Genomic DNA, 21,386 nt, shown 5'->3' on the forward strand with positions numbered 1-21,386 from the left:
GGGCGGCATCCCATTCCCCCCATGAGGTGCCGCCCTTCTCTGTGTCCTGCAGTCCTTCTGCACGATTCTGCGAACGCGGCGGGTTGCGCACAGCACGTGCGATCCGGCGGCACACGCTCGCGCGACGGCGCATAACGTCGGGGTATGTCACAGCCGTTCATCATCCAGCCGCGCGACTCCGCGCCTGCACCAGACGGCGACCGCGCCCTCCCTGTCGATCTGGATGCCGCGTTCGGGCCGCTTGCCGAGCACTGCGTCGACCCCCGAGTGACAGACGTCTTCGTGAACGGCGCCGACGGGCTCTTCGTCGATCGAGGCGACGGCGCGGAGCGGGTGGCGGGGTGGGCCGCTTCCGAGCGCGAGGTGCGCGACCTCGCCGTCGCGCTGATCGGCGCCGGGGGTCGTCACCTCGACGATCAGTCGCCCTGCGTCGACGTGCGGCTCGCATCCGGAATCCGGGTGCACGCGGTGCTCGCGCCGGTGTCGACGTCCGGCACTGCAGTGTCGGTGCGCATCCCTCGCGTGCGCGCAGCCGACCTCGATTCACTCGCGGCGCTCGGGGCGTTCGATCCATCGCAACAGGCGTGGCTGGAACAGCTGGTCGCAGAGCGCGCGAACATCCTCATCACCGGTGGTACAGGCACGGGCAAGACGACGCTGCTGGCCGCTCTCCTGCACAGCGTCTCCGCCGCCGAGCGCATCGTCACGATCGAGGATGTCGCAGAGCTGCGCCCTGTGCACCCTCATCACGTCGCCCTCGAGGCGCGGCAGGCGAATCTGGAAGGAGCGGGGTCCATCACGCTGGCCCGCCTCGTCCGCGAATCGCTTCGCATGCGACCCGATCGGCTCGTCGTCGGCGAGTGCCGTGGAGAAGAGGTGCGTGAGCTGCTCTCAGCGTTGAACACGGGCCACGACGGCGGCGCCGGCACGCTCCACGCCAGCGGCCTCGTCGATGTGCCGGCCCGTCTGGAGGCGCTCGGTGCGCTCGCCGGCATGGACGCCACGGCTCTCGCCCGACAGGCCGTGAGCGCGTTCACGGTCGTCGTGCACCTCGCTCGCGGTGGCGACGGCGTGCGTCGCATCGCCAAGGTGGGGCGTCTTCTGCTGCGCGCCGATCGGCTCGACATCGAAGAGGTGCGGCCGTGGTGACGCTCGTCTCGACGCCGCGGCGGCGGCCGGCGAAGATGACGGACTCCGGTGCGGAAGAGGCCGCGGTCTCGGTGCGCACGCTCGCCGTGCTGCTGCAGGCGGGCGCGGTTCCCCTCAACGCCTGGCGTCATCTGGCCGACTCCGGCGACAAGCGCGCGGAGAGCGTGATCGAGCGCTGTGATGAGGGCGCCGCCCTCGTCGACGCGATCGAGGCCGAGGGCGGCTCGTGGGCGGACGTCGCCGCGGCATGGGACGTCGCGACGACTGTCGGAGCTCCACTCGCGGAGGTGCTGAGATCGCTCGCCGAGACGATGCGGGATGCCGCTGCCGCAGCTGACGATGTGCGCATCGCGCTGGCAGAGCCTGCTGGTACCGCTCGACTCCTGCTCTGGATGCCCCTCGCCGGTCTCCTGCTCGGATTCGCACTCGGATTCGACACGGTGAGCGTGCTGTTCAGCAATCCGATCGGCACGGTCTGCCTGGTCGTCGGAATGCTGCTCGTGCTGGGCGCACGCGCGTGGACTCGCCGTCTGCTCCGACGTGCGCAACCGGATCCGGGCACCCCCGGCATGCACGCCGAACTCGTGGCTGTCGCACTGTCCGGCGGTGCGTCCATCGAGCGGTCGCTGCGCCTCGTCGATGACAGTCCCGCCCGGGACCGCATCAGCGGCACCCGCACCAGAGGCGTACTCGACCTGTCGCGCGCAGCGGGTGTCCCCGCCGGCGAACTGCTGCGGGCGGCTGCAGTGCAGGAGCGTCACGACGCCAGGATCAGCGGCCGTCTGCGCGCCGCCAGGCTCTCCTCGCAGCTGCTCATCCCGCTCGGCGTGTGCACACTGCCGGCCTTCCTGCTGCTCGGTGTCGCACCGTTGATGCTCTCCGTGATGTCATCCACCCCGCTGCCGATCTGACGGCGGCACATAAGAAAGAAGGAACGAATGAACACCATCCCCACCCTCACCAGAGCGCGCGCCGCGTCGCTCTTCACCGACGAGTCAGGTGCCGCCACCGCTGAGTACGCCATCACGACGATGGCCGCTGTGGCATTCGCAGGGCTCCTGGTCGTCATCATGCGCTCCGACGAGGTGCGCGGCATCCTGACCGATCTCGTGCGTCGTGCGCTCACGGTCTCGTAGTCGAGGCGCATGCCGTGAACGAGCGATGAGCACATCATGAGGAAGAAGGTCGACGGCGAGCGGGGATCCGTCGCGGCAGAGTTGGCGATCGCGCTCCCGGCGGTGGTGCTCGCACTGCTGCTGGGAGCGGGCGCGCTCGGTGCGGCCGCACGGCAGGTGTCGTTGCAGGATGCCGTGGCCGACGCCGCTCGCCTGCTCGGGCGGGGCGAAGACGCCGGAACCGCCTACGCGGCAGTGACGGCATCCGTCCGCGACGCACAAGTGTCGAGCGAGCTCCGTGGCGATCTCAGCTGCGTCAGCGCGCGGACGGATGCCGTGATCGGACATGTCATCCGCATCCCGTTGACGGCATCGAGCTGCGCGCTCAGCGGCGGCCTGTGATGGCAGGCAGCGCCATCGCCGCCGGCGTGCTGGCGGTAGCGGCATCGCTCTCGCTCGGACTCGCGGCTGTCGGCGGTGCCTCGGTCACCGCTCAGCGCGCGGCCGGAGCAGCCGACGCGGCTGCACTCGCCGCCGCAGATGCTTCCTCCGGCGCGATCGTGACAGGCGAGGAACCCTGCGCGCTTGCGGCGAGGGTGGCCGCGGCATCCGGAGCGACGCTCACGTCGTGCGTGTTGGAGGGCTTCGTGGCGACCGTGCAGGTCCAGGCGGCGTACGCTGGACTTGCTGCCGTCTCCCGAGCCCGTGCCGGGCCACCCGAGGGATTCTGACGGCTCCACCCACGGCTCCGCTGTGAATGCACCACGACAGTGGTGTGTATGGTGTGCTTCGAAGAAAGGACGCACCCTTGGCTGAAGGCAAGAAGCTCGTCATCGTCGAGTCTCCGACGAAGATGAGGTCGATTCAGGGGTACCTCGGTGACGACTACGAGGTGCTCAGCTCCGTCGGCCATATCCGCGACCTCGCTGACAAGAAGGACATCCCCGCAGCCGACAAGGCCGCGTACGGGAAGTACTCGATCGACATCGACAACGGGTTCGACCCGTACTACGTCGTCTCCGATCGCAAGACGAAGACCGTCGCCGAGCTCAAGCGCGCGCTGAAGAACGCCGGCGAACTCCTGCTGGCCACTGATGAGGACCGCGAAGGCGAGGCGATCGCCTGGCACCTGCTGGAGACGCTGAAGCCGAAGGTGCCCGTCAAGCGCATGGTCTTCCACGAGATCACCAAGGACGCGATCCAAGCGGCCATCGGCAACACCCGCGAGCTCGACCTCGCACTGGTCGACGCCCAGGAGACCCGCCGCATCCTCGACCGCCTGTACGGCTGGGATGTCTCGCCTGTGCTCTGGTACAAGGTGAAGACCGGCCTGTCGGCCGGGCGCGTGCAGTCCGCAGCGACTCGCATGATCGTCGAGCGCGAGCGCGAGCGCATGGCGTTCGTCTCCGCCGATTACTGGGATGTCGAAGCCTCCGCCTCCGCCACCGGCACCGCCTTCAAGGTTCGCCTCGTTCGCGTCGACGGTGGGCAGCTCGCCCGCGGTACCGACTTCGACGACAACGGAAGGCTCAAGAAGGCCGTCGTCGTCCTCGATGAGAAGAAGGCGCTGACCCTCGCGCACGCCGTCGAGGCCACCGGTGCGGGCACCGTCACCAAGGTCGAGGCGAAACCGGGCACACGCAGTCCGTACGCGCCCTTCACGACTTCCACTCTGCAGCAGGAGGCAGGGCGCAAGCTCTCGATGAGTGCGAAGCAGGCGATGAGCGTCGCGCAGCGCCTGTACGAGAAGGGTTTCATCACCTATATGCGTACGGACTCGGTCGCGCTCAGCACCCAGGCGGTGCAGGCAGCGCGGAGCCAGGCCGTCGCGCTGTACGGCGACAAGGCCGTGCCGCTCAAGCCCCGCGTGTACAAGTCCAAGAGCAAGAACGCGCAGGAGGCGCACGAGGCGATCCGCCCGTCGGGCGAGAACTTCCGCAAGCCGGCATCCGTCTCCGCGGAACTCGACCGCGAAGAGCTGCGCCTGTACGACCTCATCTGGAAGCGCACGGTGGCCAGCCAGATGGCCGACGCGAAGTACGAGACCACGACCGTCACGCTCTCGGTCGACGCGGCCGGCCAGGTCGCGGAGTTCACGGCATCCGGCACCGTCTACACGTTCAAGGGCTTCCTCGAGGCATACGAAGAGGGCCGGGATGAGAAGCGCGGCGACGCCGACGCGGACTCCAACCAGGCGTTGCCGGCAGTGTCCGTGGGCGACGAGCTCGCCATGTCGGATGCTGAGGCGAAGGGCCACAAGACCACGCCGAAGCCGCGCTACACCGAAGCCTCGCTGGTCAAGGCGCTGGAGGAGCACGGCATCGGCCGCCCCTCGACGTTCGCCAGCATCATCGGCACCGTGATCGATCGCGGCTACGCGACCAAGCGCGGCCAGGCCCTCGTGCCGACCTGGATGGCGTTCAGCGTCGTGCGGCTGCTCGAGGAGCATTTCGCCGATCTGATCGACTACGACTTCACGGCCGCACTGGAGGACGACCTCGACGCCATCGCCCGCGGCGAGCAGAAGCGCGTCGAATGGCTGAAGTCGTTCTACTTCGGCACCGAGGCGCAGGTGGGTCTGCGCCAGGTCGTCGACAACCTCGGTGAGATCGATGCCCGTGCGCTCAACTCGACGCCCATCACCGACACCGCCACGCTGCGCTTCGGCAAGTACGGCCCGTACCTCGAGGTCATCGACCCCGCCAAGCCCGATGAGCGCGGCCGGATCGTCAACGTTCCAGAGGATCTCGCGCCCGATGAGCTGACCGCCGCCAAGGCGCAGGAGCTCATCGACGCACCTGTCGCCGGCGACCGCGTTCTCGGCGAGAACCCGGAGAACGGTCGGGTCATCGTCGTGAAGGACGGCCGTTATGGCCCCTACGTGCAGGAGAACCTGCCGGAGGAGGACGTCGCGGTCGACGAGGCCACCGGCGAGGTCGTGGAGAAGCCCAAGAAGAAGACGGCCAAGAAGGACGCGCCCAAGCCGCGCACCGCGTCGCTGTTCCGGTCGATGTCCGTGGAGGACATCGACCTCGACACCGCATTGACGCTGCTGAGCCTGCCGCGCGTCGTCGGAAACGACCCGGAGACCGGTGACGAGATCACCGCCCAGAACGGCCGCTATGGGCCGTACCTGAAGAAGGGCACCGACTCGCGCTCGCTCGAGAGCGAGCAGCAGATCTTCGACGTGACCCTCGATCAGGCACTCGCCATCTACGCGCAGCCCAAGTACGGTGCCGGCTCTCGTCGTGCATCCAGCGCGCTCGCCGAGTTCGAAGCCGACCCTGTCAGCGGCAAGCCGATCCGCATCCGCGACGGGCGCTTCGGCGCCTACGTCACCGATGGTGAGACGAACGTCACGATCCCGCGTGGTCAGAAGCCGGAGGACATCACCTTCGAGATCGCGGTGCAGATGCTCGCGGACAAGCGCGCCAAGGGTCCGGCTACGAAGCGGGGTGCCGCGAAGAAGGCCTCTGCCAAGAAGGCACCGGCAAAGAAGGCCTCTGCCAAGAAAGCACCGGCGAAGAAGGCTGCAGCGAAGACCGACGAGGAGAAGGCCGCAGCGCGTTCTGCAGCGGCGAAGAAGGCCGCGGCGACGCGTGCCGCGAACGCCGCGAAGAAGAAGTAGGCGCTGGTGAGTTCGCGCTCAGGGGTGTGGATCACTCTCGAAGGCGGCGACGGCTCGGGGAAGACGACCCAGGCCGAGCTGCTAGAGAAGTGGCTGACGGATTCCGGGCACACTGTCGTGCGCACGCGAGAGCCCGGCGGCAGCGAGGTCGGCCACCTCATCCGTGACATCGTTCTGCACCATCGCGGCGACATCGCTCCGCGCGCTGAGGCGCTGCTGTACGCCGCCGACCGCGCCCACCACGTGGCGACGGTCGTGCGACCGGCGCTCGAGCGGGGGGAGATCGTGCTGCAGGATCGCTACCTCGACTCGTCCGTCGCCTACCAGGGGGCAGGACGCGTGCTCGATGCCACCGAGGTGCGCGAGCTTTCGCTGTGGGCGACGGAGGGATCGCTGCCCGACCTGACGCTGTTGCTCGACCTCGACCCCGCGACGGCGAGGACCCGTCTCGACTCCGCGGACAAGCCGTTCGACCGACTGGAATCCGAGAAGGCCGACTTCCACACCCGCGTGCGAGACTCGTTCCTCGCGCTCGCCGCCGCGGAGCCCGAACGCTTCATGATCCTGGATGCCGCGCAAGATCCTGAGAGCATCGCCGCGGGCATCCGATCCCGAGTCGCCACTCTCATCTGAGCGCCGTGACGGGAAGCAGATCGCTCACATGCCCGAGCGAAGGGCTCGGCGACGCCGTGGGGGTCCGTCGGATGCTCCGGTTAGGCTGAGTCCATGCCATCCGCCGCCGCGCTCGCCCCGTTCCCGTGGACGGATGTCTGGGGGCAGGACGACGCGGTCGAAACGCTGCGCAACGCGGCATCCGATCCGTCCGCGCTCTCGCACGCCTGGCTGATCACCGGCCCCCCTGGATCCGGTCGGTCTACGCTCGCCTACGCATTCGCCGCGGCACTCATCGCGGACAGCCCTGAAGACGAGCACACCATGCGGCAGGTCCTCGCGGGTACGCACCCCGATGTCACGGCGTTGCGCACCGACAAGGTGATCATCACCATCAAAGAGGCGAGATCTCTCGTCGAGCGCTCGTACTTCGCTCCGTCGGCCGGCCGCTACCGCGTCATCGTCGTCGAAGACGCCGACCGTATGGTCGAGCGCACCTCGAACGTGCTGCTGAAGGCACTCGAAGAGCCACCGGAGAACACTGTCTGGATCCTCTGCGCGCCGAGCGAGGCCGACCTGCTGCCCACCATCCGCTCACGGGTGCGGCCCCTGAGGCTGCGTGAACCCGATGTCGACGATGTCACGCGGCTGATCGTGCAGCGCACCGGCGCCGATGAAGTCACAGCAGAGCAGGCCGCCAGACATTCGCAGCGGCATATCGGCATGGCGCAGCGCCTCGCCACCGATGACGCGGCCCGGCACAGACGGGACACCACGCTGCGTTCGGTGCTCGGAGTCCGCGGCGTCGGCAGCGCCGTCGAAGTGGCAGGGCACATCATCCAGGCGGCGACTGACGACGCCAAGGCGCTGACCGCCGAGCGCGACGCCGCCGAGCGCGCGAGTCTGCTGCGCACGGTCGGCATCGCCGAGGGGCAGGCGGTGCCCCCCGCCCTCCGCTCGCAGATATCGGCACTGGAAGACGATCAGAAGAAGCGGGCCACCCGCAGCCTGCGTGACGGCATCGATCGGGTTCTCACCGATCTGCAGTCGATGTTCCGAGACGTCGTGATGCTGCAGTACGGCCGCGCCGACGATCTCATAAACCGGGAATTGCGTGACGATCTGACCGCGATGGCTCAGGCATGGCCGGTCACACGTACGCTGATTGTTCTTGACCACCTTGCCGAGACCAGGGAAGCACTGGAGCGCAACGTCGCACCGACGCTCGCCCTGGAGAGTTTGCTCGTGACTGTCGCGAGCGGGAGGAAACCGTGACCACTCGACAGACTTCTCGCGCGCGACGCATCGTCGCGATTACAGCGGGTCTCGCCGCGGCATCGCTGATGCTGAGCGGGTGCCTGTATTCGCTCATCCCCGAGGGTGAAGGGCCGAGGCCGTCCACGACGAACGCTCCAGACACCGAGGGCGTCGCCGCCGAACTGCTGCCGTTCTACGAGCAGACGCTGGAATGGACGCAATGCGACGGCGCAGGGGGCGGATTCGACTGCGCATACGTCACGGCTCCGCTGGACTGGGAGAACCCCTCGGAGGGGGCGACGATGGAGCTCTCCATCGTCCGGCACCAGGCCACGGAAACGCCGATGGGCTCGCTGCTCACCAATCCCGGTGGTCCGGGCGGCAGCGGCGTCGACTTCATCCTCGACAGCCTCGACTACGCGGTCGGCGCCGAGCTGATCGAGAACTACGACGTGATCGGCTTCGACCCTCGGGGCGTCGGCGATTCCACCGCCGTACGCTGCTTCGACGCGTCCGACATGGACAAGTACCTCTACGACATCCCCACCGCCGCGCGGGGCACAGGCGCGTGGGAAGCAGAACTCACGAAGGCGGATCAGGCGTTTGCTGATGCCTGCGAGGCGAACAGTGGCGGCATCCTGCCGTTCATCACGACCGTGAACTCGGCGCGCGACATGGACCTGATCCGCGCTGTGCTCGGTGACAAGCAGCTGAACTACCTGGGGTACTCCTACGGCACGTTCCTCGGCGCGACCTACGCCGAGCTGTACCCGGAGAAGGCCGGCCGACTCGTGCTCGACGGCGCGATCGACCCCGCTGTTCCCGGCCTCGAGGTCGGCGCGACCCAGGCCATCGGGTTCGAGGCGGCGCTGCGCGCCTACATGCAGGACTGCCTGGATTCGGGATCGTGTCCGTTCAACGGCACGGTGGACGAGGCCATGGCAGATCTCGGCGCACTGCTCGCGAGCGTGGACCGCACACCGCTGAAGAACGACGACGGACGGATGCTCGGCGCAGACTCGCTGATGACCGCCATCATCGCTGCGCTCTACTCCGCGGAGAGCTGGGACTTCCTCACCCAGGCGCTCGATGAAGCGCTGCAGGGAGATCCGTACAGCGCGTTCTACCTCGCCGACTTCTACAACGGCCGGGAGGATGGTGTCTACCTCGACAACTCCACCGAGGCCTTCACGGCGTACAACTGCATGGATTACCCGGTCGAGAATGATCCGGCGGCCGAAGACGCCACGATGGCCGAGATCGAAGCCGGGGCGCCGACGATCGCTCCGTACTGGAGCGGGCCTGACACGTGCGAGGTGTGGCCGTATCCGCCCACCGGCACGCGCGGTGAGATCCACGCCAAAGGCGCGGGGCCCATCCTCGTGGTCGGCACGACGAACGATCCGGCGACGCCTTACGAGTGGTCGGTGGCGCTGGCCGAGCAGCTCGAGGAGGGTGTTCTCATCACCCGTGTCGGTGAGGGGCACACCGGATACAACAAGGGCAACACCTGCGTGGATGAGGCGGTCGACGCGTACTTCCTCGACGACGTCGTTCCTGAGGCCGACCTCGAATGCAGCTGACCGTTCGACAGGCTCAGGGACCGAACTGACTCCGCCGAGACGTCGGTTCGCGGTGGCGGCTTCGACAGGGTAATATCGTTGATCGTGCCGCTCTCGCAGCGCACGCCGCCTTAGCTCAGTCGGCAGAGCATTTCACTCGTAATGAAAAGGTCGTCAGTTCGATTCTGACAGGCGGCTCCACAGCCCCCGGAGATCAATGAGATCTCCGGGGGTTTCCGCGTTCACGTCGAAGCATTTCGCGCACAGATCCGAGCGGGCGCGGCGTAACCTCGAATCATGACCAGAGCACTTCTCATCGTCGACGTGCAGAACGACTTCACCGAGCGCGGCGCGCTCGCGGTTGCCGGCGGGGATGCGGTGGCATCCGCGGTCTCGTCCTATCTCGCCGCCCATTCCGCCGAGTACGACGTGATCGCGGCGTCGCGTGACTGGCACGACCCCGACAGTGACAACGGCGGGCACTTCGCGGATGAGCCCGACTTCGTGGACACGTGGCCCCAGCACTGCGTCGCCGGAACCTCCGGCGCGGAGTACGACGAGCTCTTCGTGACGGATGCTGTGACCCATCATGTGCGAAAAGGTCAGGGCAAGCCCGCCTACTCGATGTTCGAGGGAGTTGCAGACGACGGCGCCAACGTGGCGGCGGTGCTCAGCGGGCGCGGCGTGCTCTCGGCGGACGTGGTAGGGCTCGCGACCGATCACTGCGTGCGCGCGACCGTGCTCGATGCGATCGCGCACGGGGTGCGCGTTCGTGTGCTGACCGATCTCATCGCTGGCGTCGGTGTCGAGTCCAGTGAGACGGCACTCGCCGAGATGGCTCACGCGGGCGCGGAGTTGATCGACAGCGACCAGGCTGCAGAGGATGCCCGCGCGTGAGCCGCAGCGTCCTGCTGCTGCGCGCCGTGAACGTCAGCGGTCGCAATCTCGTGCCGATGGCACGGCTGCGTGAGGTGCTCTCAAGCGAGACGGATCTCGTCGGCGTGTCCACCTACATCGCCAGCGGCAACATCGTCTGCGACGAACCTGCGGATGCCGTGGCATCCTGCGCGAGAGTCCGCGAAGTGATCGCGGCGGAGTTCGGTGTCGACACTCCCGTGATCGCGCGCACACACGACGAACTCACGGCGTCGCTCGAGGCGCAGCCTTTCCACGATGGCATCGAGAAACTCGTGCATGCGATGTTCCTGGAGGGGCGGCCGTCGCCGGATGCCGTCGGCGCACTCGAGCAGCGCCTCGTGCCCGGGGAGCGGCTCGCACTCGTCGGCCGCGACCTGTGGATCGCGTACAGCGAGCACGGCGTGCAGGCCACGAAGCTCACCAAGGCCGTGCTGGACAGGGCGCTCGGCGTCGCCGGCACCGCGCGCAATCTGCGAACGACCAGGAAGCTCGCCGCCCTCACGGCCTGAACGGGTTCGGCACCGAGCGGTTCAGCGGCGCTCCGAAGGCGACGCCGTCTCGTGACTGAGCGCTTCCGGAGGCTGCTGGCGCGAGCGCTGCACATCGACGCGCCGAACGCCGCACTCGGTGCACCGCACGTAGAGCACGGTTCCCCCGCTGGTCGGATGCCGCGACTCGACGCTCCAGCCATGTTCGTGAGCCACGCCACGGGGTGACTGCAGGGGCACGGAGGCGGTGTTCTGGCTCGTCATGAATCCAGCGTGCTGTAATGGTCTTATGCATCTCAACCCTTACGGAGAGTACGCGGTTCTGCTCGCAGCATCCCTCGCGAACGACTGGCCCGCAGATCGCGCCGGCATAGTCGAGCGGACTCGTGAGGCGGGAATGACCATGGAGTTCGCGCGCGGAGCGGATGACCATCCCGCGTGTCGCCGTGTCATTGATGACTGGTTGCGCATCGTGGACAACGATCGTGACGAGGACCGCGCTGCGATGCTCAACCTGCAGATGGCGTCGGTCGCGGCCTACCCGCGCCTGGTCGACCACGACGGCGAAGGATGGCACCTCCACTATCGAGACAGCAACGACGCGCTGCCCTTCGTGCTGCGCGCTGTGATCAGCGTGGGGACCTCGCTGCATCTCGTGACGCGCGGCATGAACAGGCTCCGCCGGTGTGAGGCCGAGCCCTGTGCGAATGTCGTGGTCGACGTCACTCGAAACGGACGGCAGCGCTATTGCTCCGTGCGCTGCGCGAACAGGGCTGCAGTGAGGGGGGGGGGGGGGGGGCCCCGGGGGGGGCGGCACACGTAGCGCCCCCCCCCCGCCCGGGGGGGGGTGGGGGTGGCCCGGGGCCCCCCCGGGGCCCCCCCCCCCCCCCCCCCGCCTCCCACACGGCCGGGGGTCAGGCCGTCTGACCTGAATGCCTTCCCTCGCCGATCTCCTCGATCACCTTGGCGTTGAAGGCAGGGAGGTCATCCGGAGTCCGGCTGGAGACCAGGCCCTGGTCGACGACGACCTCCTCGTCGACCCAGTCGGCTCCGGCGTTACGAAGGTCGGTGGCGAGACTCGGATAGCTCGTGAGGGTACGGCCGCTGACGACATCTGCCTCAATGAGGATCCACGCACCGTGGCAGATCACGCCGACGGGCTTGTGCTGCTCGAAGAAGGAACGGGCGAACGCGATCGAGGGCGCGTCCAGCCGCAGATGGTCGGCATTCACGACGCCACCCGGAAGGACGAGGGCGTCGAAGTCGTCAGCGGACGCGTCCGCAGCCGTGAGGTCGACCGGCTGGACGTGTCCGTTCTTACCCGTGATCTCTGCGCCGTCGGGTGCGACCATCGTCGCGGTCGCGCCCTCACCGGTCACGGCATCCCACGGGCTGGTGAGCTCGCTGTCCTCGAATCCGTTCGTCGCCAGGAACGCGACGCGGTTGTCTGTCAGCTCGGCCATTGTTGAGTCCTTTCGCGGTGAGTACTGGTCCCGGGCGGGACGATTCGACTCTCTCTCCGACGAGCGAAGTCGTGAAGGGGGTGGTCGATGGGACCGAGTAGTGCTAATGGCAGGCCGGCTCGACGAGCTGGGGCAGGCACAGGGTGATCAATGCAGGCGCTTGAGCGCGAGCACTGTGAGGGCGTCGTCGATCTCGCCTTGCGAAGCCAGCGCAACGGCCCCCGAAACGGCATCGGAGGCGGACTGCGAGCGTGCGGCACTCTCCCACACCGGAGCGAGGTCTTCGAGCGCGCCGCCCATCTCATCGAGCACTCCGTCACTGAGGACGAGCAGCACGTCGCCGGGCTCGAGCATCTCGGTCTCGCTCGAACGCTGGTCTTCCACGGAGATGCCGAGCGGCAGACCGTTGGCGCGCAGCCGGCGGACGACTCCGGCCTCGGTGACGACGGCAGCCAGTCCGTGCCCGGCATCCGAATACGTGAGGGTGCCGGTCGGTGCGTGCAGGTGAGCGCGGCACATGGTCACGAACGCATTCGTGTTGTCGAGGTCACGTGCCATGCCCTGCTCGGCCGCGGCCATGGGCGACGCGACGTCCGCGGTGTCGCCGTGTGCTCTGAGCAGCGACCGCGTGGTCGCCGCCAGAATCGCGGCGCCGGGACCCTTGCCCATGACATCTGCGAGAGTCAGGACCAGCCCGTCGTCGACGCCGTACCAGTCGTAGAAATCGCCGCCGACCGACCCCGCTGGCACGAAATGCGCTGCAAGTTCGTAGTCGGGCAGCTGCGGGACTTCGGTGGGCAGCAGACTCATCTGCATCTGCATCTGCATCTGCATCTGCATCTGCATCTGCATCTGCATCTGCGCCGCTCTGTGCAGCTCCTGACGTTCGACTGTGACGTCTCGGAGCACCGTGACGACTCCCGACCCCGCCGTCGCAGGAAGCCGAACGGTGCAGAGCAGAAGGGAACCAGTGGCACCTGGTTCGACGATTCACGTAGTCCGGGAAATTGTGGTGGGCCCCATGGGGCTCGAACCCATGACCCGCGGATTAAAAGTCCGATGCTCTGCCAACTGAGCTAGAGGCCCTCAGATACATTCTAGAACGACACAACGCGGTCGCCGGTGACACAGGGTCGCCGGCGACCGCGTCGCCCCTGGTTCCGGTCTTGCGGAACCAGGATGATCAGACTCACTCAGCCGGGGGCATGAGCACCGCGTCGATCAGGTAGACGGTCGCGTTCGCGGTCTGAACTCCACCGCAGATCACGTTCGCGTCATTGACCATCCACTCGTCACCGCTGCCGGTGACCTCGAGGTCTGCGCCCTGCACGGTGGTGTGCATTCCGGCAATGTCCTCTGGTGCGATCTGGCCGGGAACCACGTGATAGGTGAGGATCGACGACAGCGTGGCCGAGTCGGTCTTCAGAGTCTCGATGGTGGCAGGGTCGATCATCGCGAACGCCTCATCGACCGGCGCGAAGACCGTGAACTCGTCTCCGTTGAGCGTGTCGACCAGGTTCACATCGGGGTTGAGTTCTCCGCTCACCGCAGAGACGAGAGTCGTCAGCAGCGGGTTGTTGGATGCTGCGACTGCAACGGGATCCTGCGACATACCCTCGATGGATCCGCCGCCGTCCGGGACCTCTGCGGCGTACGCCTCGCAACCGGGACCGACGAGGTTCGCCGCCGGATCCATCGTGTCGGGCGCCTCCTCCGACGTCTCAGGCGTGGTGGGCTCGGTCGGCTCTTCTGCCGTGTCTGAACCCATCGAACAACCCGACAGCACGAGAACGCTGGCGAAGCCGAGCGAGAGAGCTGCGGTGATCTTCTTCTTGGTGCTGAACATGTCTACCTCCGGAAATCGGAACCACGGCATTCCCGCGGTGTCGATGATTCTTCGGAGCGCCTTTGAGATCGGATGGGAGCGGATCAGAAGTTTTTTCGTCGGCTTCGGATGATGCGCTCATCCGCGAGGGATCAGGACGAGACGAGGAGGATGCGGCATGCTTATGGGGATGGTCATAGACGGCGTGGACATGCCGGAGGACGGTTCGGCGGGAGACCTCGCCGCCGACCTCCTCGTCCGCGTCGCCGAAGGAGACCAGAGAGCCTTCGCCGATCTGTACGATCTGCTCTCCTCACGCGTCTTCGGACTCATCCTCCGCGTGCTGGTCAACCGTTCGCAGAGTGAGGAAGTGCTTCAGGAGGTCTTTCTGGAGGTGTGGCAATCCGCCGCGCGTTTCGCTCCGAACAAGGGACAGGGCAGGACGTGGGTTCTCACGATCGCTCACCGCAGGGCGGTCGATCGGGTGCGTGCGTCTCAGTCCAGCGCCGACCGTGACGTGCGGGTGGGAATGCGTGATCTCGGTGTCGCACATGACAGCGTCGCCGAGCAGGTCGAATTGAGCATCGAGGGAGGCAAGGTCGTCGCAGCCCTTTCGACGCTCCCCGAACCGCAACGGGAGGCATTGGTCCTGTCGTACTACGGCGGATACAGCCAGAGCGAGATCGCCGTGCTGATCGGTGCGCCACTGGGAACGATCAAGACGAGGATGAGAGATGGACTCTCACGTCTGCGAAGCGAGATGGGGGTGAATGCATGAACGAGAAGGAGTTCGCCGAGTTGGCGGCAGGGCACGCCCTCCACGCGCTCTCGGATGCTGATGAGCAGCGCTATGCGGAAGCCCTCACGAGCCACCCGCAGTGGCAGGCGATCGCGGACGACGACGTCGAGACCGCACACCTGCTTGCCGATGCCTCGGCGACGGTTGAGCCACCTGCGAGCGTTCGCGCCGCGCTGCTCGCTCAGATCGCCACGACGCCGCAACCCGGTGACGCCGTCGAGCCGCCCGTCGCCGATGAGACGCGACCTGAGGTCGAGGATTCCTTCCTGCGGCCGCCTCGCCGATGGGGTCGTGCCATCTTCGCGCTCGCCGCGTGCCTGGCGCTTCTCGTCGGCCTCGGTTTCGGGATCGCCGCCCTCACCTCGCAGCTGACGACACCGGCATCCGTCGTCGCTCTTGAGGAGATCCGATCGGCCGCTGACGCCCAGGAGGCGTCCGTCGAGCTGGATTCCGGTGCCGTGGCCACAGCCCATTGGTCGGCGTCGGTGGGCAGTGCCGTTCTCGTCACGGACGGGCTGGAGCCGCTCAGTGAGGATCAGACGTACGAGCTCTGGTTCGTGCGCGGCGACGAGCCGGTGCCCGCAGGGGTTTTCGAGGCGGATGCCGGCAGCGCCACCGCACTGCTCGACGGGGCGATGCACGAAGGCGATGTGATCGCGGTCACAGTGGAGCCGGCCGGTGGATCACCCACCGGGCAGCCGACGAGCGATCCGATAATCGCGATCCCGACCGCCTGAGCGCGAGTACCCTGGACGGATGCCCGAGCAGTTCCACCGTCCTGTCCGCCGCCCGTCGGCATCCTTCGACAACCTCGTCGGATCGTCCGATTCCGCCGAGGCGACCAGAGTCGCGCACGCGACGGCATCCGCACTGGTGATGCGGGCCCGCGAGGACGAGAGCGGGGAGAGTGCGGAGAGGTTGGTCGCGTTCACGGCGGAGCACGGCATCGATGACATCGCCGAGCTGTGGTCCAGGTCCCCTGCGGTCTCGCTGCCAGGGGCGCTCTGGCGCCTGTACCTGCTGCAGCTGGCGATCCACAGCGATCCGCAGACCTCTGCGCTGCTCTATGAACGAGGCCGCGTCGAACTGGCCTCCGTGGATGCGGTCGTCGCCGGCGCGCCCGTGCCGGCGAACCCCGAGGAGATCGTGGCGTTGATCGACACGATTCTTCGCGGTGTGTTCACGGGCGACTTCTCGGTCGCGCTCGATCGCGCGGCGGCGTTCTGCCGCGTGCAGGTCTCGGGCGCGACGCACACCGCAGACGACTACGAGAAGACCGAACCCGAACGGGCCACGGAGCTCACCGCTCGTGCCCGCCGACTGCACACGTACGCGGGCGATCTGAGTGCGGCGGCCGGCCTGTGGCGCAGCGGGGCTCTGACCTGAGAAGGCGGACTGCGTCCGGTTCCGGACATGGAAAGACCGGGCCGCAAGAACGCCTCTCGGCGGAAGGCCGCTCGCAGCGGCAATAATTGGAGCCCGGGGTTATGCGGCCCGGCCTGTCCATTGTAACGTCCGGGGGCCGAAGGTATTCCCTGCCGCGCAGTGGCCGTAGAGTCGATGCATGACCCGGCGCTTCGCTCTGATCATCGATCCCATAGGCGCCTCCGAGGAGCGCGCCGACTACGCCGACACGTTCACGGTCGTGGATGCCGCGGCCCCCGCACTCAGCGTGGGAGAACTCAGCACCCAGCGCGGCGACGGCGTGTTCGAATCGATCGGCGTGATCGACGGACACGCACAGGAGGTCATCGCGCACCTCGAGCGTCTGGCGAATTCTGCCCGGCTGTGCGATCTTCCGGTACCTCACCAGGAGCAGTGGCGGCAGGCCATCGCCGTCGCCGCGTCAGAATGCCCCGAGGGGGAATCCGTGATCAAACTGATCCTCAGTCGCGGCGTGGAGCACGGGCCCACGCCGACGGCCTGGGTGACAGCGGCGCCGGCATCCGATTTCTCGGCCGTGCGCGAGACGGGCGTCAAAGTCATCACTCTCGATCGTGGATACGGTCTCGATGTCGCGGAGCGAGCGCCCTGGCTGCTGCTGGGGGCGAAGACGCTGTCGTACGCCGTGAACATGGCTGCGCTGCGTGAGGCGCACCGCAGAGGAGCAGATGACGCGATCTTCCTTTCGAGCGACGGATTCGTGCTCGAGGCACCGACGGCATCGCTCATCCTCCGATCCGGCGACCGCTTCACCACTCCTGCGCCGACCGGCGGCATCCTGCACGGCACGACTCAGCTCAGCGTGTACGAGCACCTCGCCGCTCGTGGCTTCGACGTCGGGTACGACCGCATCCCGGCATCCGGTCTTCCGCTCGCTGACTCCGCCTGGCTGGTCTCCAGCGTTCGTCTGGCCGTTCCCATCACGGCCATCGACGGTGCCGAGTTGCCCGTCGACCACTCCCTGACGTCGGAACTGAACCAGTACCTCCTGTCGCCGCGCGACTGATCTGCGCACCGTCCACTGTCTTCGCCCCGGTCCTCCCCGTGCCTCGGAAAACCAGGACGAGATGGCGTGTCGTCGCGTGTCCTCGGGCGACCCGCCGGCGACACGCCAGATGGTCTGGGTTTTCCGGCGTCACGCGAGGCTGTCGGGCGGACGGGTGGCCCGGGCGTCGCATGGAGTATCAGTGCACGGGGCGCAGGTGCGCGCGGTCGGCGACCTTGGCGAGGATCGCAGCTTCGACGATCTCCCAGTGGTGGACGATCATCGCGTACGTGAATCGCAGAGTCTCGTAGCCCAGAGTCGCCGCAGCGGCGTCGCGGGCGAGGTCCTTGGCGCGCTCCTTCTCTCGCTCGTGATTGTGCCGCCCATCGACTTCGACGATCAGACGATCACCGATGACGAAATCGACTTCACCGACGGTGCGGATGCTTAGCTGGCAGCGCATCGTGACTCCCAGTCGGTGCATCCGCAGCCGGAACAGCGATTCGAGTCCGCTGTCGGCATCGGATCGCGCGAAGTCGACGAGCCAGCGTCGTCGTCGCGGCAGGCGGCTCCACAACCACGCGATGCCGCCGGGCGCGATCTTGTGATGCCGAAGCGCCGACTCGAACGCCGCGAAGAACGTGTCTTCGTCGGCGCAGACAGCGATCTGCAGAAGCACGTTGTGTACCGGAGGGAGGGTACCGACCTCGACCGTGCCGTCGTCCCAGTGCACGCGGCAATCGGTGCAGTCTGATCGCGACGTGCCTGCGTCGCCGAGCCAGATGTGATGCTGCTCCGGGACCTCCAAGACCCACAGCCCGAGCATCTTTGCGGCGGCGCAGCATCCGACAGTTCCGCCGTGCGAGGCCGCATGCAGTAATTCCTCCGCGCAATCGGGGAGCGCATACACGCCCTGGCGCGGGCGAACGACCGTGCCAGCGCGGACGGCGCGGGTGAGCTCGGCCTCTGTCACCCCGAGCCGCGCGAGTTCTGAAGTGCGCGCCATGCGTCCCAGGGTGCGCAGCGCCGCGGCCGCTGTCGTGAATGACATGACCGAGATACTGGCCGGTTGCTGCCGCTGCTCGTGCGCGCACGGTCGCGCTCTGAGCACAAGCCGCACGACCGGCATCCTGTGCAGAAAGAGTCATCAACGGGAAAACCCAGACCGGCTACGTGTCGCGCGGTGTGTCGTAGCGCAACACTCCGACGGCACGCCGGATGGTCTGGGTTTTCCGAGAGAGGCGAGGCGGGGTTACCCGAAGCGGCCCGAGACGTAGTCCTCCGTCGCCTGCACGGACGGGGTGGTGAAGATCGTCGCCGTCTCGTCGTACTCGATGAGCTTGCCTGGTTTGCCGGTGCCGGCGATGTTGAAGAACGCGGTCTTGTCGGAGACGCGGGACGCCTGCTGCATGTTGTGCGTCACGATGACGACCGTGTATTGGGTCTTGATCTCGGCGATGAGTTCTTCGATCGCGAAGGTCGAGATCGGGTCGAGCGCGGAGCACGGCTCGTCCATGAGGATCACATCGGGGGAGACGGCGATGGCACGAGCGATGCACAGACGCTGCTGCTGACCACCCGAGAGCCCGGAACCGGGCTTGTCGAGGCGGTCTTTGACCTCGTTCCAGAGGTTCGCGCCGCGCAGCGACTGCTCGACGAGAGCGTCCTGGTCGCTCTTCGCCATGCGCGTGTTGTTGAGCTTGACGCCCGCGAGCACGTTCTCCTTGATCGACATCGTCGGGAACGGGTTCGGTCGCTGGAACACCATGCCCACCTGGCGGCGCACGAGAACCGGGTCGACGTTCGCGCCGTAGAGGTTCTTGCCGTCGATGAGCACCTCGCCCTCGACGCGCGCACGGGGGATGACCTCGTGCATGCGGTTGAGGGTTCGCAGGAAGGTCGACTTGCCGCAGCCGGACGGGCCGATGAACGCCGTCACGGTGTTGGGCTTGATATCGATGCTGACACCCTCGACGGCGAGGAAGTCGCCGTAGAAGACGTTGAGGTCGTTTACTTCGATGCTCTTGGACACCTGAGATCCTTCTTCTTCAGTCGGGAAACGGGGACGGCTCAGCGGCCGGTCATCTTGGGGGCGAACACCTTGGCGATCAGACGACCGGCCAGGTTGAGGACCATCACGATCAGGATGAGCGTGAGCGCGGAAGCCCACGCACGGTCGATGTAGGCGTCGGCCGGGAGACCCGGATACTTCGCCTGCATGTAGGAGAACACCGGCAGAGTCGACATCTGTCCGCTGAACATGTTGAGGTTCATGCCCTGCACGATGCCGACCGTGAGCAGCAGCGGCGCCGTCTCGCCGATGACGCGCGCGATGGCGAGCATGATGCTGGTCACGATGCCGGCGATCGCCGTGGGCATGACGACCTTGATGATCGTCAGCCACTTCGGCACGCCGAGTGCGTACGCAGCCTCTCGCAGCTCGTTCGGCACGATGCGCAGCAACTCCTCTGAGCCGCGGACGACGACCGGGATCATGAGCACCGAGAGCGCCAGGGAACCCATGATGCCGATGCGGGTACCGGGTCCCATGATGAGCGCGAACACCGAATAGATGAACAGACCGGCGACGATCGACGGGATGCCGGTCATCACATCGACCAGGAACGTGATTCCGCGGGCGAGCTTCTTGCCCTGGCCGTACTCGACGAGGTAGATCGATGTCATCAGACCGATCGGCACCGAGATGATCGTCGCTCCGAGCGTGATGAGCAGGGTGCCCCAGACGGCGTGGATGGCACCGCCGCCTTCACCGACGATGTTGCGCATCGAGAAGCTGAAGAACTCACCGTCGAATCGCGCGAGGCCGTTGACGACGACCGTGTACAGGAGCGAGATGAGGGGCAGAAGGGCGACGACGAACGCGGCGGAGACGAGGGCCGTCATCAGGCGGTCTGTTGCGTGACGCCGGCTCTCGGCCACGGTGGAGACGACGAAGATGAGCCCCATGTAGAGGATCATCCCGACGACGAGCGTGAGAGCGATGTTGAAGTCGGCAGGGTCGCCACCGGCATTCGCGAAGGCGAAGATCGTGCCCGCGATGATGAAGCAGACGGCGAGAAGGCCCCACGGAGCCCACTTGGGCAGGTGGCCCGCACTGGTCGCGTGCGTGGTGGGGGCGACGGCGATGGCGGTCATGTCAGTTTGCTCCTGAGAACTCGGCACGACGCGACACGATCCAGCGTGCGACGAAGTTGACCGCGAAGGTCACGATGAAGAGGATCAGACCGGCCGCGATGAGCGTGTTGACGCCCGAATCGTGGGCCTCGGGGAACCGCAGGGCGATGATCGCAGGGATCGTCGTGGGGTTCTCCGGGTTCAGCAGGTTGAAGGTGACGATGCCGAGGGGCGAGAGCACGAGTGTGACGGCCATGGTCTCGCCGAGTGCGCGGCCGAGGCCGAGCATGGCACCGGACACGATGCCGCTGCGGGCGAAGGGCAGAACGGCCATCCGCACCATCTCCCAGCGGGTCGCTCCGAGGGCGAGCGCGGCCTCCTCGTGCAGCTTGGGCGTCTGGAGGAAGATCTCACGGCAGATGGCGGTCATGATCGGCAGGATCATCACCGCGAGGACGAGGGACGCCGTGAGGATCGTCTTTCCCGTACCAGACGGTGTCCCCGAGAAGATCGGGATCCAACCGAGGTTCGTGTTGAGCCATTTGTAGAACGGCACGAGCATGGGCGCGAACGTCAGGGCGCCCCAGAGGCCGAACACGACAGAGGGAACGGCTGCGAGCAAGTCGATGATGTAGCCGAGCAGCCCTGCGAGCCTGCGCGGTGCGTAGTGCGAGATGAACAGCGCGATGCCGATCGCGATCGGGGCGGCGATGACCAGGGCGATCAGGCTCGACCAGAGCGTTCCGAAGACGAAGGGCCACACCCACGTGATGAACGACTGTCCTTCGAGGATGTGATTGTCGGACGTGTCCGGTGCGAAGGCGGGGATCGCCTGAACGATCAGGAAGACGGCGACCGCGGCCAGCGTGACGAGGATGATGATGCCGGCACTGAGAGCGGTGCCGGAGAAGATGCGATCTCCGGGGCGAAGCACGGCCTTCGTGGACACGGGCGAACGGGTGCTCTCGTTATCCGTCGTGGTGGTGGTCATCTGCGTGGCTCCACGG

The 21,386-nt window shown here is 66.9% G+C and carries 24 protein-coding genes and 2 tRNA genes; 17 read left to right on the forward strand and 9 right to left on the reverse strand.

Features of this window, described 5'->3' with window-relative positions:
* The first annotated feature begins 144 nt into the window (after positions 1–144).
* The 12 genes from ACP7AR_RS00255 to ACP7AR_RS00310 all read left to right on the forward strand — a co-directional run bounded on the left by ACP7AR_RS00255 (position 145) and on the right by ACP7AR_RS00310 (position 10,750).
* Entirely contained in the window at positions 145–1,149 is a 1,005-nt protein-coding gene (locus ACP7AR_RS00255; protein ID WP_426181237.1) for a TadA family conjugal transfer-associated ATPase, read from the forward strand.
* Positions 1,143–2,060: a type II secretion system F family protein gene (locus tag ACP7AR_RS00260; RefSeq protein WP_426181240.1), complete on the forward strand. Its 918-nt coding sequence runs from the start codon at positions 1,143–1,145 to the stop codon at positions 2,058–2,060. The genes ACP7AR_RS00255 and ACP7AR_RS00260 overlap by 7 nt, the downstream gene beginning before the upstream one ends.
* Before the next feature lie 27 nt (positions 2,061–2,087).
* Positions 2,088–2,285, forward strand: coding sequence for a DUF4244 domain-containing protein (locus ACP7AR_RS00265; RefSeq protein ID WP_426181243.1), 198 nt, complete (start codon positions 2,088–2,090; stop codon positions 2,283–2,285).
* A gap of 36 nt (positions 2,286–2,321) precedes the next feature.
* On the forward strand, positions 2,322–2,666 hold the full coding sequence (locus tag ACP7AR_RS00270; protein WP_426181245.1) for a TadE family type IV pilus minor pilin: 345 nt from the start codon (positions 2,322–2,324) through the stop codon (positions 2,664–2,666).
* Complete coding sequence (locus ACP7AR_RS00275; RefSeq protein WP_426181248.1) at positions 2,666–2,995, forward strand: Rv3654c family TadE-like protein; 330 nt, start codon at positions 2,666–2,668, stop codon at positions 2,993–2,995. Before ACP7AR_RS00270 ends, ACP7AR_RS00275 begins: the two co-directional genes overlap by 1 nt.
* 77 nt (positions 2,996–3,072) lie before the next feature.
* Positions 3,073–5,892 (forward strand): type I DNA topoisomerase, encoded by a 2,820-nt coding sequence (topA, locus tag ACP7AR_RS00280; RefSeq protein ID WP_426181251.1) that lies wholly within the window; start codon positions 3,073–3,075, stop codon positions 5,890–5,892.
* A gap of 6 nt (positions 5,893–5,898) precedes the next feature.
* Positions 5,899–6,525: a dTMP kinase gene (gene tmk, locus ACP7AR_RS00285; RefSeq protein ID WP_426181253.1), complete on the forward strand. Its 627-nt coding sequence runs from the start codon at positions 5,899–5,901 to the stop codon at positions 6,523–6,525.
* 93 nt (positions 6,526–6,618) lie between these two features.
* Positions 6,619–7,779: a DNA polymerase III subunit delta' gene (locus ACP7AR_RS00290; RefSeq protein WP_426181256.1), complete on the forward strand. Its 1,161-nt coding sequence runs from the start codon at positions 6,619–6,621 to the stop codon at positions 7,777–7,779.
* Positions 7,776–9,344 carry an alpha/beta hydrolase gene (locus ACP7AR_RS00295; protein WP_426181258.1) on the forward strand — a complete coding sequence of 523 codons (1,569 nt, stop codon included), beginning with the start codon at positions 7,776–7,778 and terminating at the stop codon, positions 9,342–9,344. The genes ACP7AR_RS00290 and ACP7AR_RS00295 overlap by 4 nt, the downstream gene beginning before the upstream one ends.
* Before the next feature lie 104 nt (positions 9,345–9,448).
* Positions 9,449–9,524: transfer RNA gene (locus ACP7AR_RS00300), tRNA-Thr, on the forward strand.
* Between the two features lie 96 nt (positions 9,525–9,620).
* Complete coding sequence (locus tag ACP7AR_RS00305) at positions 9,621–10,220, forward strand: isochorismatase family protein (RefSeq protein ID WP_426181260.1); 600 nt, start codon at positions 9,621–9,623, stop codon at positions 10,218–10,220.
* Complete coding sequence (locus ACP7AR_RS00310) at positions 10,217–10,750, forward strand: DUF1697 domain-containing protein (protein ID WP_426181262.1); 534 nt, start codon at positions 10,217–10,219, stop codon at positions 10,748–10,750. The genes ACP7AR_RS00305 and ACP7AR_RS00310 overlap by 4 nt, the downstream gene beginning before the upstream one ends.
* Before the next feature lie 21 nt (positions 10,751–10,771).
* On the opposite strand, the gene ACP7AR_RS00315 is transcribed toward ACP7AR_RS00310, so the two are convergent.
* Complete coding sequence (locus tag ACP7AR_RS00315; protein ID WP_426181264.1) at positions 10,772–10,993, reverse strand: hypothetical protein; 222 nt, start codon at positions 10,991–10,993, stop codon at positions 10,772–10,774.
* A 25-nt stretch (positions 10,994–11,018) separates the two neighbouring features.
* On the opposite strand from ACP7AR_RS00315, the gene ACP7AR_RS00320 reads away from it, so the two are divergent.
* Entirely contained in the window at positions 11,019–11,552 is a 534-nt protein-coding gene (locus tag ACP7AR_RS00320; RefSeq protein WP_426181267.1) for a CGNR zinc finger domain-containing protein, read from the forward strand.
* Positions 11,553–11,643: 91 nt separating this feature from the next.
* On the opposite strand, the gene ACP7AR_RS00325 is transcribed toward ACP7AR_RS00320, so the two are convergent.
* The 4 genes from ACP7AR_RS00325 to ACP7AR_RS00340 all read right to left on the reverse strand — a co-directional run bounded on the left by ACP7AR_RS00325 (position 11,644) and on the right by ACP7AR_RS00340 (position 14,038).
* Positions 11,644–12,192 (reverse strand): type 1 glutamine amidotransferase domain-containing protein, encoded by a 549-nt coding sequence (locus ACP7AR_RS00325; RefSeq protein ID WP_426181270.1) that lies wholly within the window; start codon positions 12,190–12,192, stop codon positions 11,644–11,646.
* 147 nt (positions 12,193–12,339) lie between these two features.
* Positions 12,340–13,101, reverse strand: coding sequence for a PP2C family protein-serine/threonine phosphatase (locus ACP7AR_RS00330; protein WP_426181272.1), 762 nt, complete (start codon positions 13,099–13,101; stop codon positions 12,340–12,342).
* Between the two features lie 101 nt (positions 13,102–13,202).
* A tRNA-Lys gene (locus tag ACP7AR_RS00335) sits at positions 13,203–13,278 on the reverse strand.
* Between the two features lie 103 nt (positions 13,279–13,381).
* Positions 13,382–14,038: a fasciclin domain-containing protein gene (locus ACP7AR_RS00340; protein ID WP_426181275.1), complete on the reverse strand. Its 657-nt coding sequence runs from the start codon at positions 14,036–14,038 to the stop codon at positions 13,382–13,384.
* Positions 14,039–14,195: 157 nt separating this feature from the next.
* Between ACP7AR_RS00340 and sigK the strand changes: the two genes are divergently transcribed.
* The 4 genes from sigK (at position 14,196) to ACP7AR_RS00360 (ending at position 17,265) form a co-directional block, all read left to right on the forward strand.
* Positions 14,196–14,795, forward strand: a complete 600-nt coding sequence (gene sigK / locus ACP7AR_RS00345; RefSeq protein ID WP_426181277.1) for an ECF RNA polymerase sigma factor SigK — start codon at positions 14,196–14,198, stop codon at positions 14,793–14,795.
* Complete coding sequence (locus ACP7AR_RS00350) at positions 14,792–15,553, forward strand: anti-sigma factor (RefSeq protein ID WP_426181280.1); 762 nt, start codon at positions 14,792–14,794, stop codon at positions 15,551–15,553. The genes sigK and ACP7AR_RS00350 overlap by 4 nt, the downstream gene beginning before the upstream one ends.
* A gap of 19 nt (positions 15,554–15,572) precedes the next feature.
* On the forward strand, positions 15,573–16,202 hold the full coding sequence (locus tag ACP7AR_RS00355) for a DNA-directed RNA polymerase subunit beta (protein ID WP_426181282.1): 630 nt from the start codon (positions 15,573–15,575) through the stop codon (positions 16,200–16,202).
* Between the two features lie 178 nt (positions 16,203–16,380).
* On the forward strand, positions 16,381–17,265 hold the full coding sequence (locus ACP7AR_RS00360; RefSeq protein WP_426181284.1) for an aminodeoxychorismate lyase: 885 nt from the start codon (positions 16,381–16,383) through the stop codon (positions 17,263–17,265).
* A 178-nt stretch (positions 17,266–17,443) separates the two neighbouring features.
* Here ACP7AR_RS00360 and ACP7AR_RS00365 read toward each other — a convergent pair whose 3' ends face one another.
* From ACP7AR_RS00365 to pstC, 4 genes are all read right to left on the reverse strand, one after another.
* Entirely contained in the window at positions 17,444–18,295 is an 852-nt protein-coding gene (locus ACP7AR_RS00365) for a type IV toxin-antitoxin system AbiEi family antitoxin domain-containing protein (protein ID WP_426181287.1), read from the reverse strand.
* Between the two features lie 201 nt (positions 18,296–18,496).
* Complete coding sequence (gene pstB / locus ACP7AR_RS00370) at positions 18,497–19,276, reverse strand: phosphate ABC transporter ATP-binding protein PstB (protein ID WP_426181290.1); 780 nt, start codon at positions 19,274–19,276, stop codon at positions 18,497–18,499.
* A gap of 38 nt (positions 19,277–19,314) precedes the next feature.
* The gene (pstA, locus tag ACP7AR_RS00375) at positions 19,315–20,400 is read right to left on the reverse strand and encodes a phosphate ABC transporter permease PstA (protein WP_426181293.1); all 1,086 of its coding nucleotides are present in this window, start codon (positions 20,398–20,400) and stop codon (positions 19,315–19,317) included.
* 1 nt (position 20,401) lies between these two features.
* On the reverse strand, positions 20,402–21,370 hold the full coding sequence (gene pstC / locus ACP7AR_RS00380) for a phosphate ABC transporter permease subunit PstC (RefSeq protein WP_426181295.1): 969 nt from the start codon (positions 21,368–21,370) through the stop codon (positions 20,402–20,404).
* Positions 21,371–21,386: the final 16 nt, after the last annotated feature.

The sequence above is a fragment of the Microbacterium sp. TWP3-1-2b2 genome, from assembly GCF_049896145.1.
In the GTDB taxonomy this organism is placed as follows: Bacteria; Actinomycetota; Actinomycetes; order Actinomycetales; family Microbacteriaceae; genus Microbacterium.

Coding starts and splice junctions, on each gene's coding strand:
- ACP7AR_RS00315 (WP_426181264.1), bottom strand. CDS start 10,993: ATGACGAGCCAGAACACCGCCTCCGTGCCCCTGCAGTCACCCCGTGGC.
- ACP7AR_RS00265 (WP_426181243.1), top strand. CDS start 2,088: ATGAACACCATCCCCACCCTCACCAGAGCGCGCGCCGCGTCGCTCTTC.
- ACP7AR_RS00340 (WP_426181275.1), bottom strand. CDS start 14,038: ATGTTCAGCACCAAGAAGAAGATCACCGCAGCTCTCTCGCTCGGCTTC.
- ACP7AR_RS00350 (WP_426181280.1), top strand. CDS start 14,792: ATGAACGAGAAGGAGTTCGCCGAGTTGGCGGCAGGGCACGCCCTCCAC.
- pstA (WP_426181293.1), bottom strand. CDS start 20,400: ATGACCGCCATCGCCGTCGCCCCCACCACGCACGCGACCAGTGCGGGC.
- sigK (WP_426181277.1), top strand. CDS start 14,196: ATGCTTATGGGGATGGTCATAGACGGCGTGGACATGCCGGAGGACGGT.
- ACP7AR_RS00320 (WP_426181267.1), top strand. CDS start 11,019: ATGCATCTCAACCCTTACGGAGAGTACGCGGTTCTGCTCGCAGCATCC.
- ACP7AR_RS00360 (WP_426181284.1), top strand. CDS start 16,381: ATGACCCGGCGCTTCGCTCTGATCATCGATCCCATAGGCGCCTCCGAG.
- ACP7AR_RS00355 (WP_426181282.1), top strand. CDS start 15,573: ATGCCCGAGCAGTTCCACCGTCCTGTCCGCCGCCCGTCGGCATCCTTC.
- ACP7AR_RS00255 (WP_426181237.1), top strand. CDS start 145: ATGTCACAGCCGTTCATCATCCAGCCGCGCGACTCCGCGCCTGCACCA.
- pstC (WP_426181295.1), bottom strand. CDS start 21,370: ATGACCACCACCACGACGGATAACGAGAGCACCCGTTCGCCCGTGTCC.
- ACP7AR_RS00270 (WP_426181245.1), top strand. CDS start 2,322: ATGAGGAAGAAGGTCGACGGCGAGCGGGGATCCGTCGCGGCAGAGTTG.
- ACP7AR_RS00290 (WP_426181256.1), top strand. CDS start 6,619: ATGCCATCCGCCGCCGCGCTCGCCCCGTTCCCGTGGACGGATGTCTGG.
- ACP7AR_RS00365 (WP_426181287.1), bottom strand. CDS start 18,295: ATGTCATTCACGACAGCGGCCGCGGCGCTGCGCACCCTGGGACGCATG.
- ACP7AR_RS00325 (WP_426181270.1), bottom strand. CDS start 12,192: ATGGCCGAGCTGACAGACAACCGCGTCGCGTTCCTGGCGACGAACGGA.
- ACP7AR_RS00275 (WP_426181248.1), top strand. CDS start 2,666: ATGGCAGGCAGCGCCATCGCCGCCGGCGTGCTGGCGGTAGCGGCATCG.
- ACP7AR_RS00305 (WP_426181260.1), top strand. CDS start 9,621: ATGACCAGAGCACTTCTCATCGTCGACGTGCAGAACGACTTCACCGAG.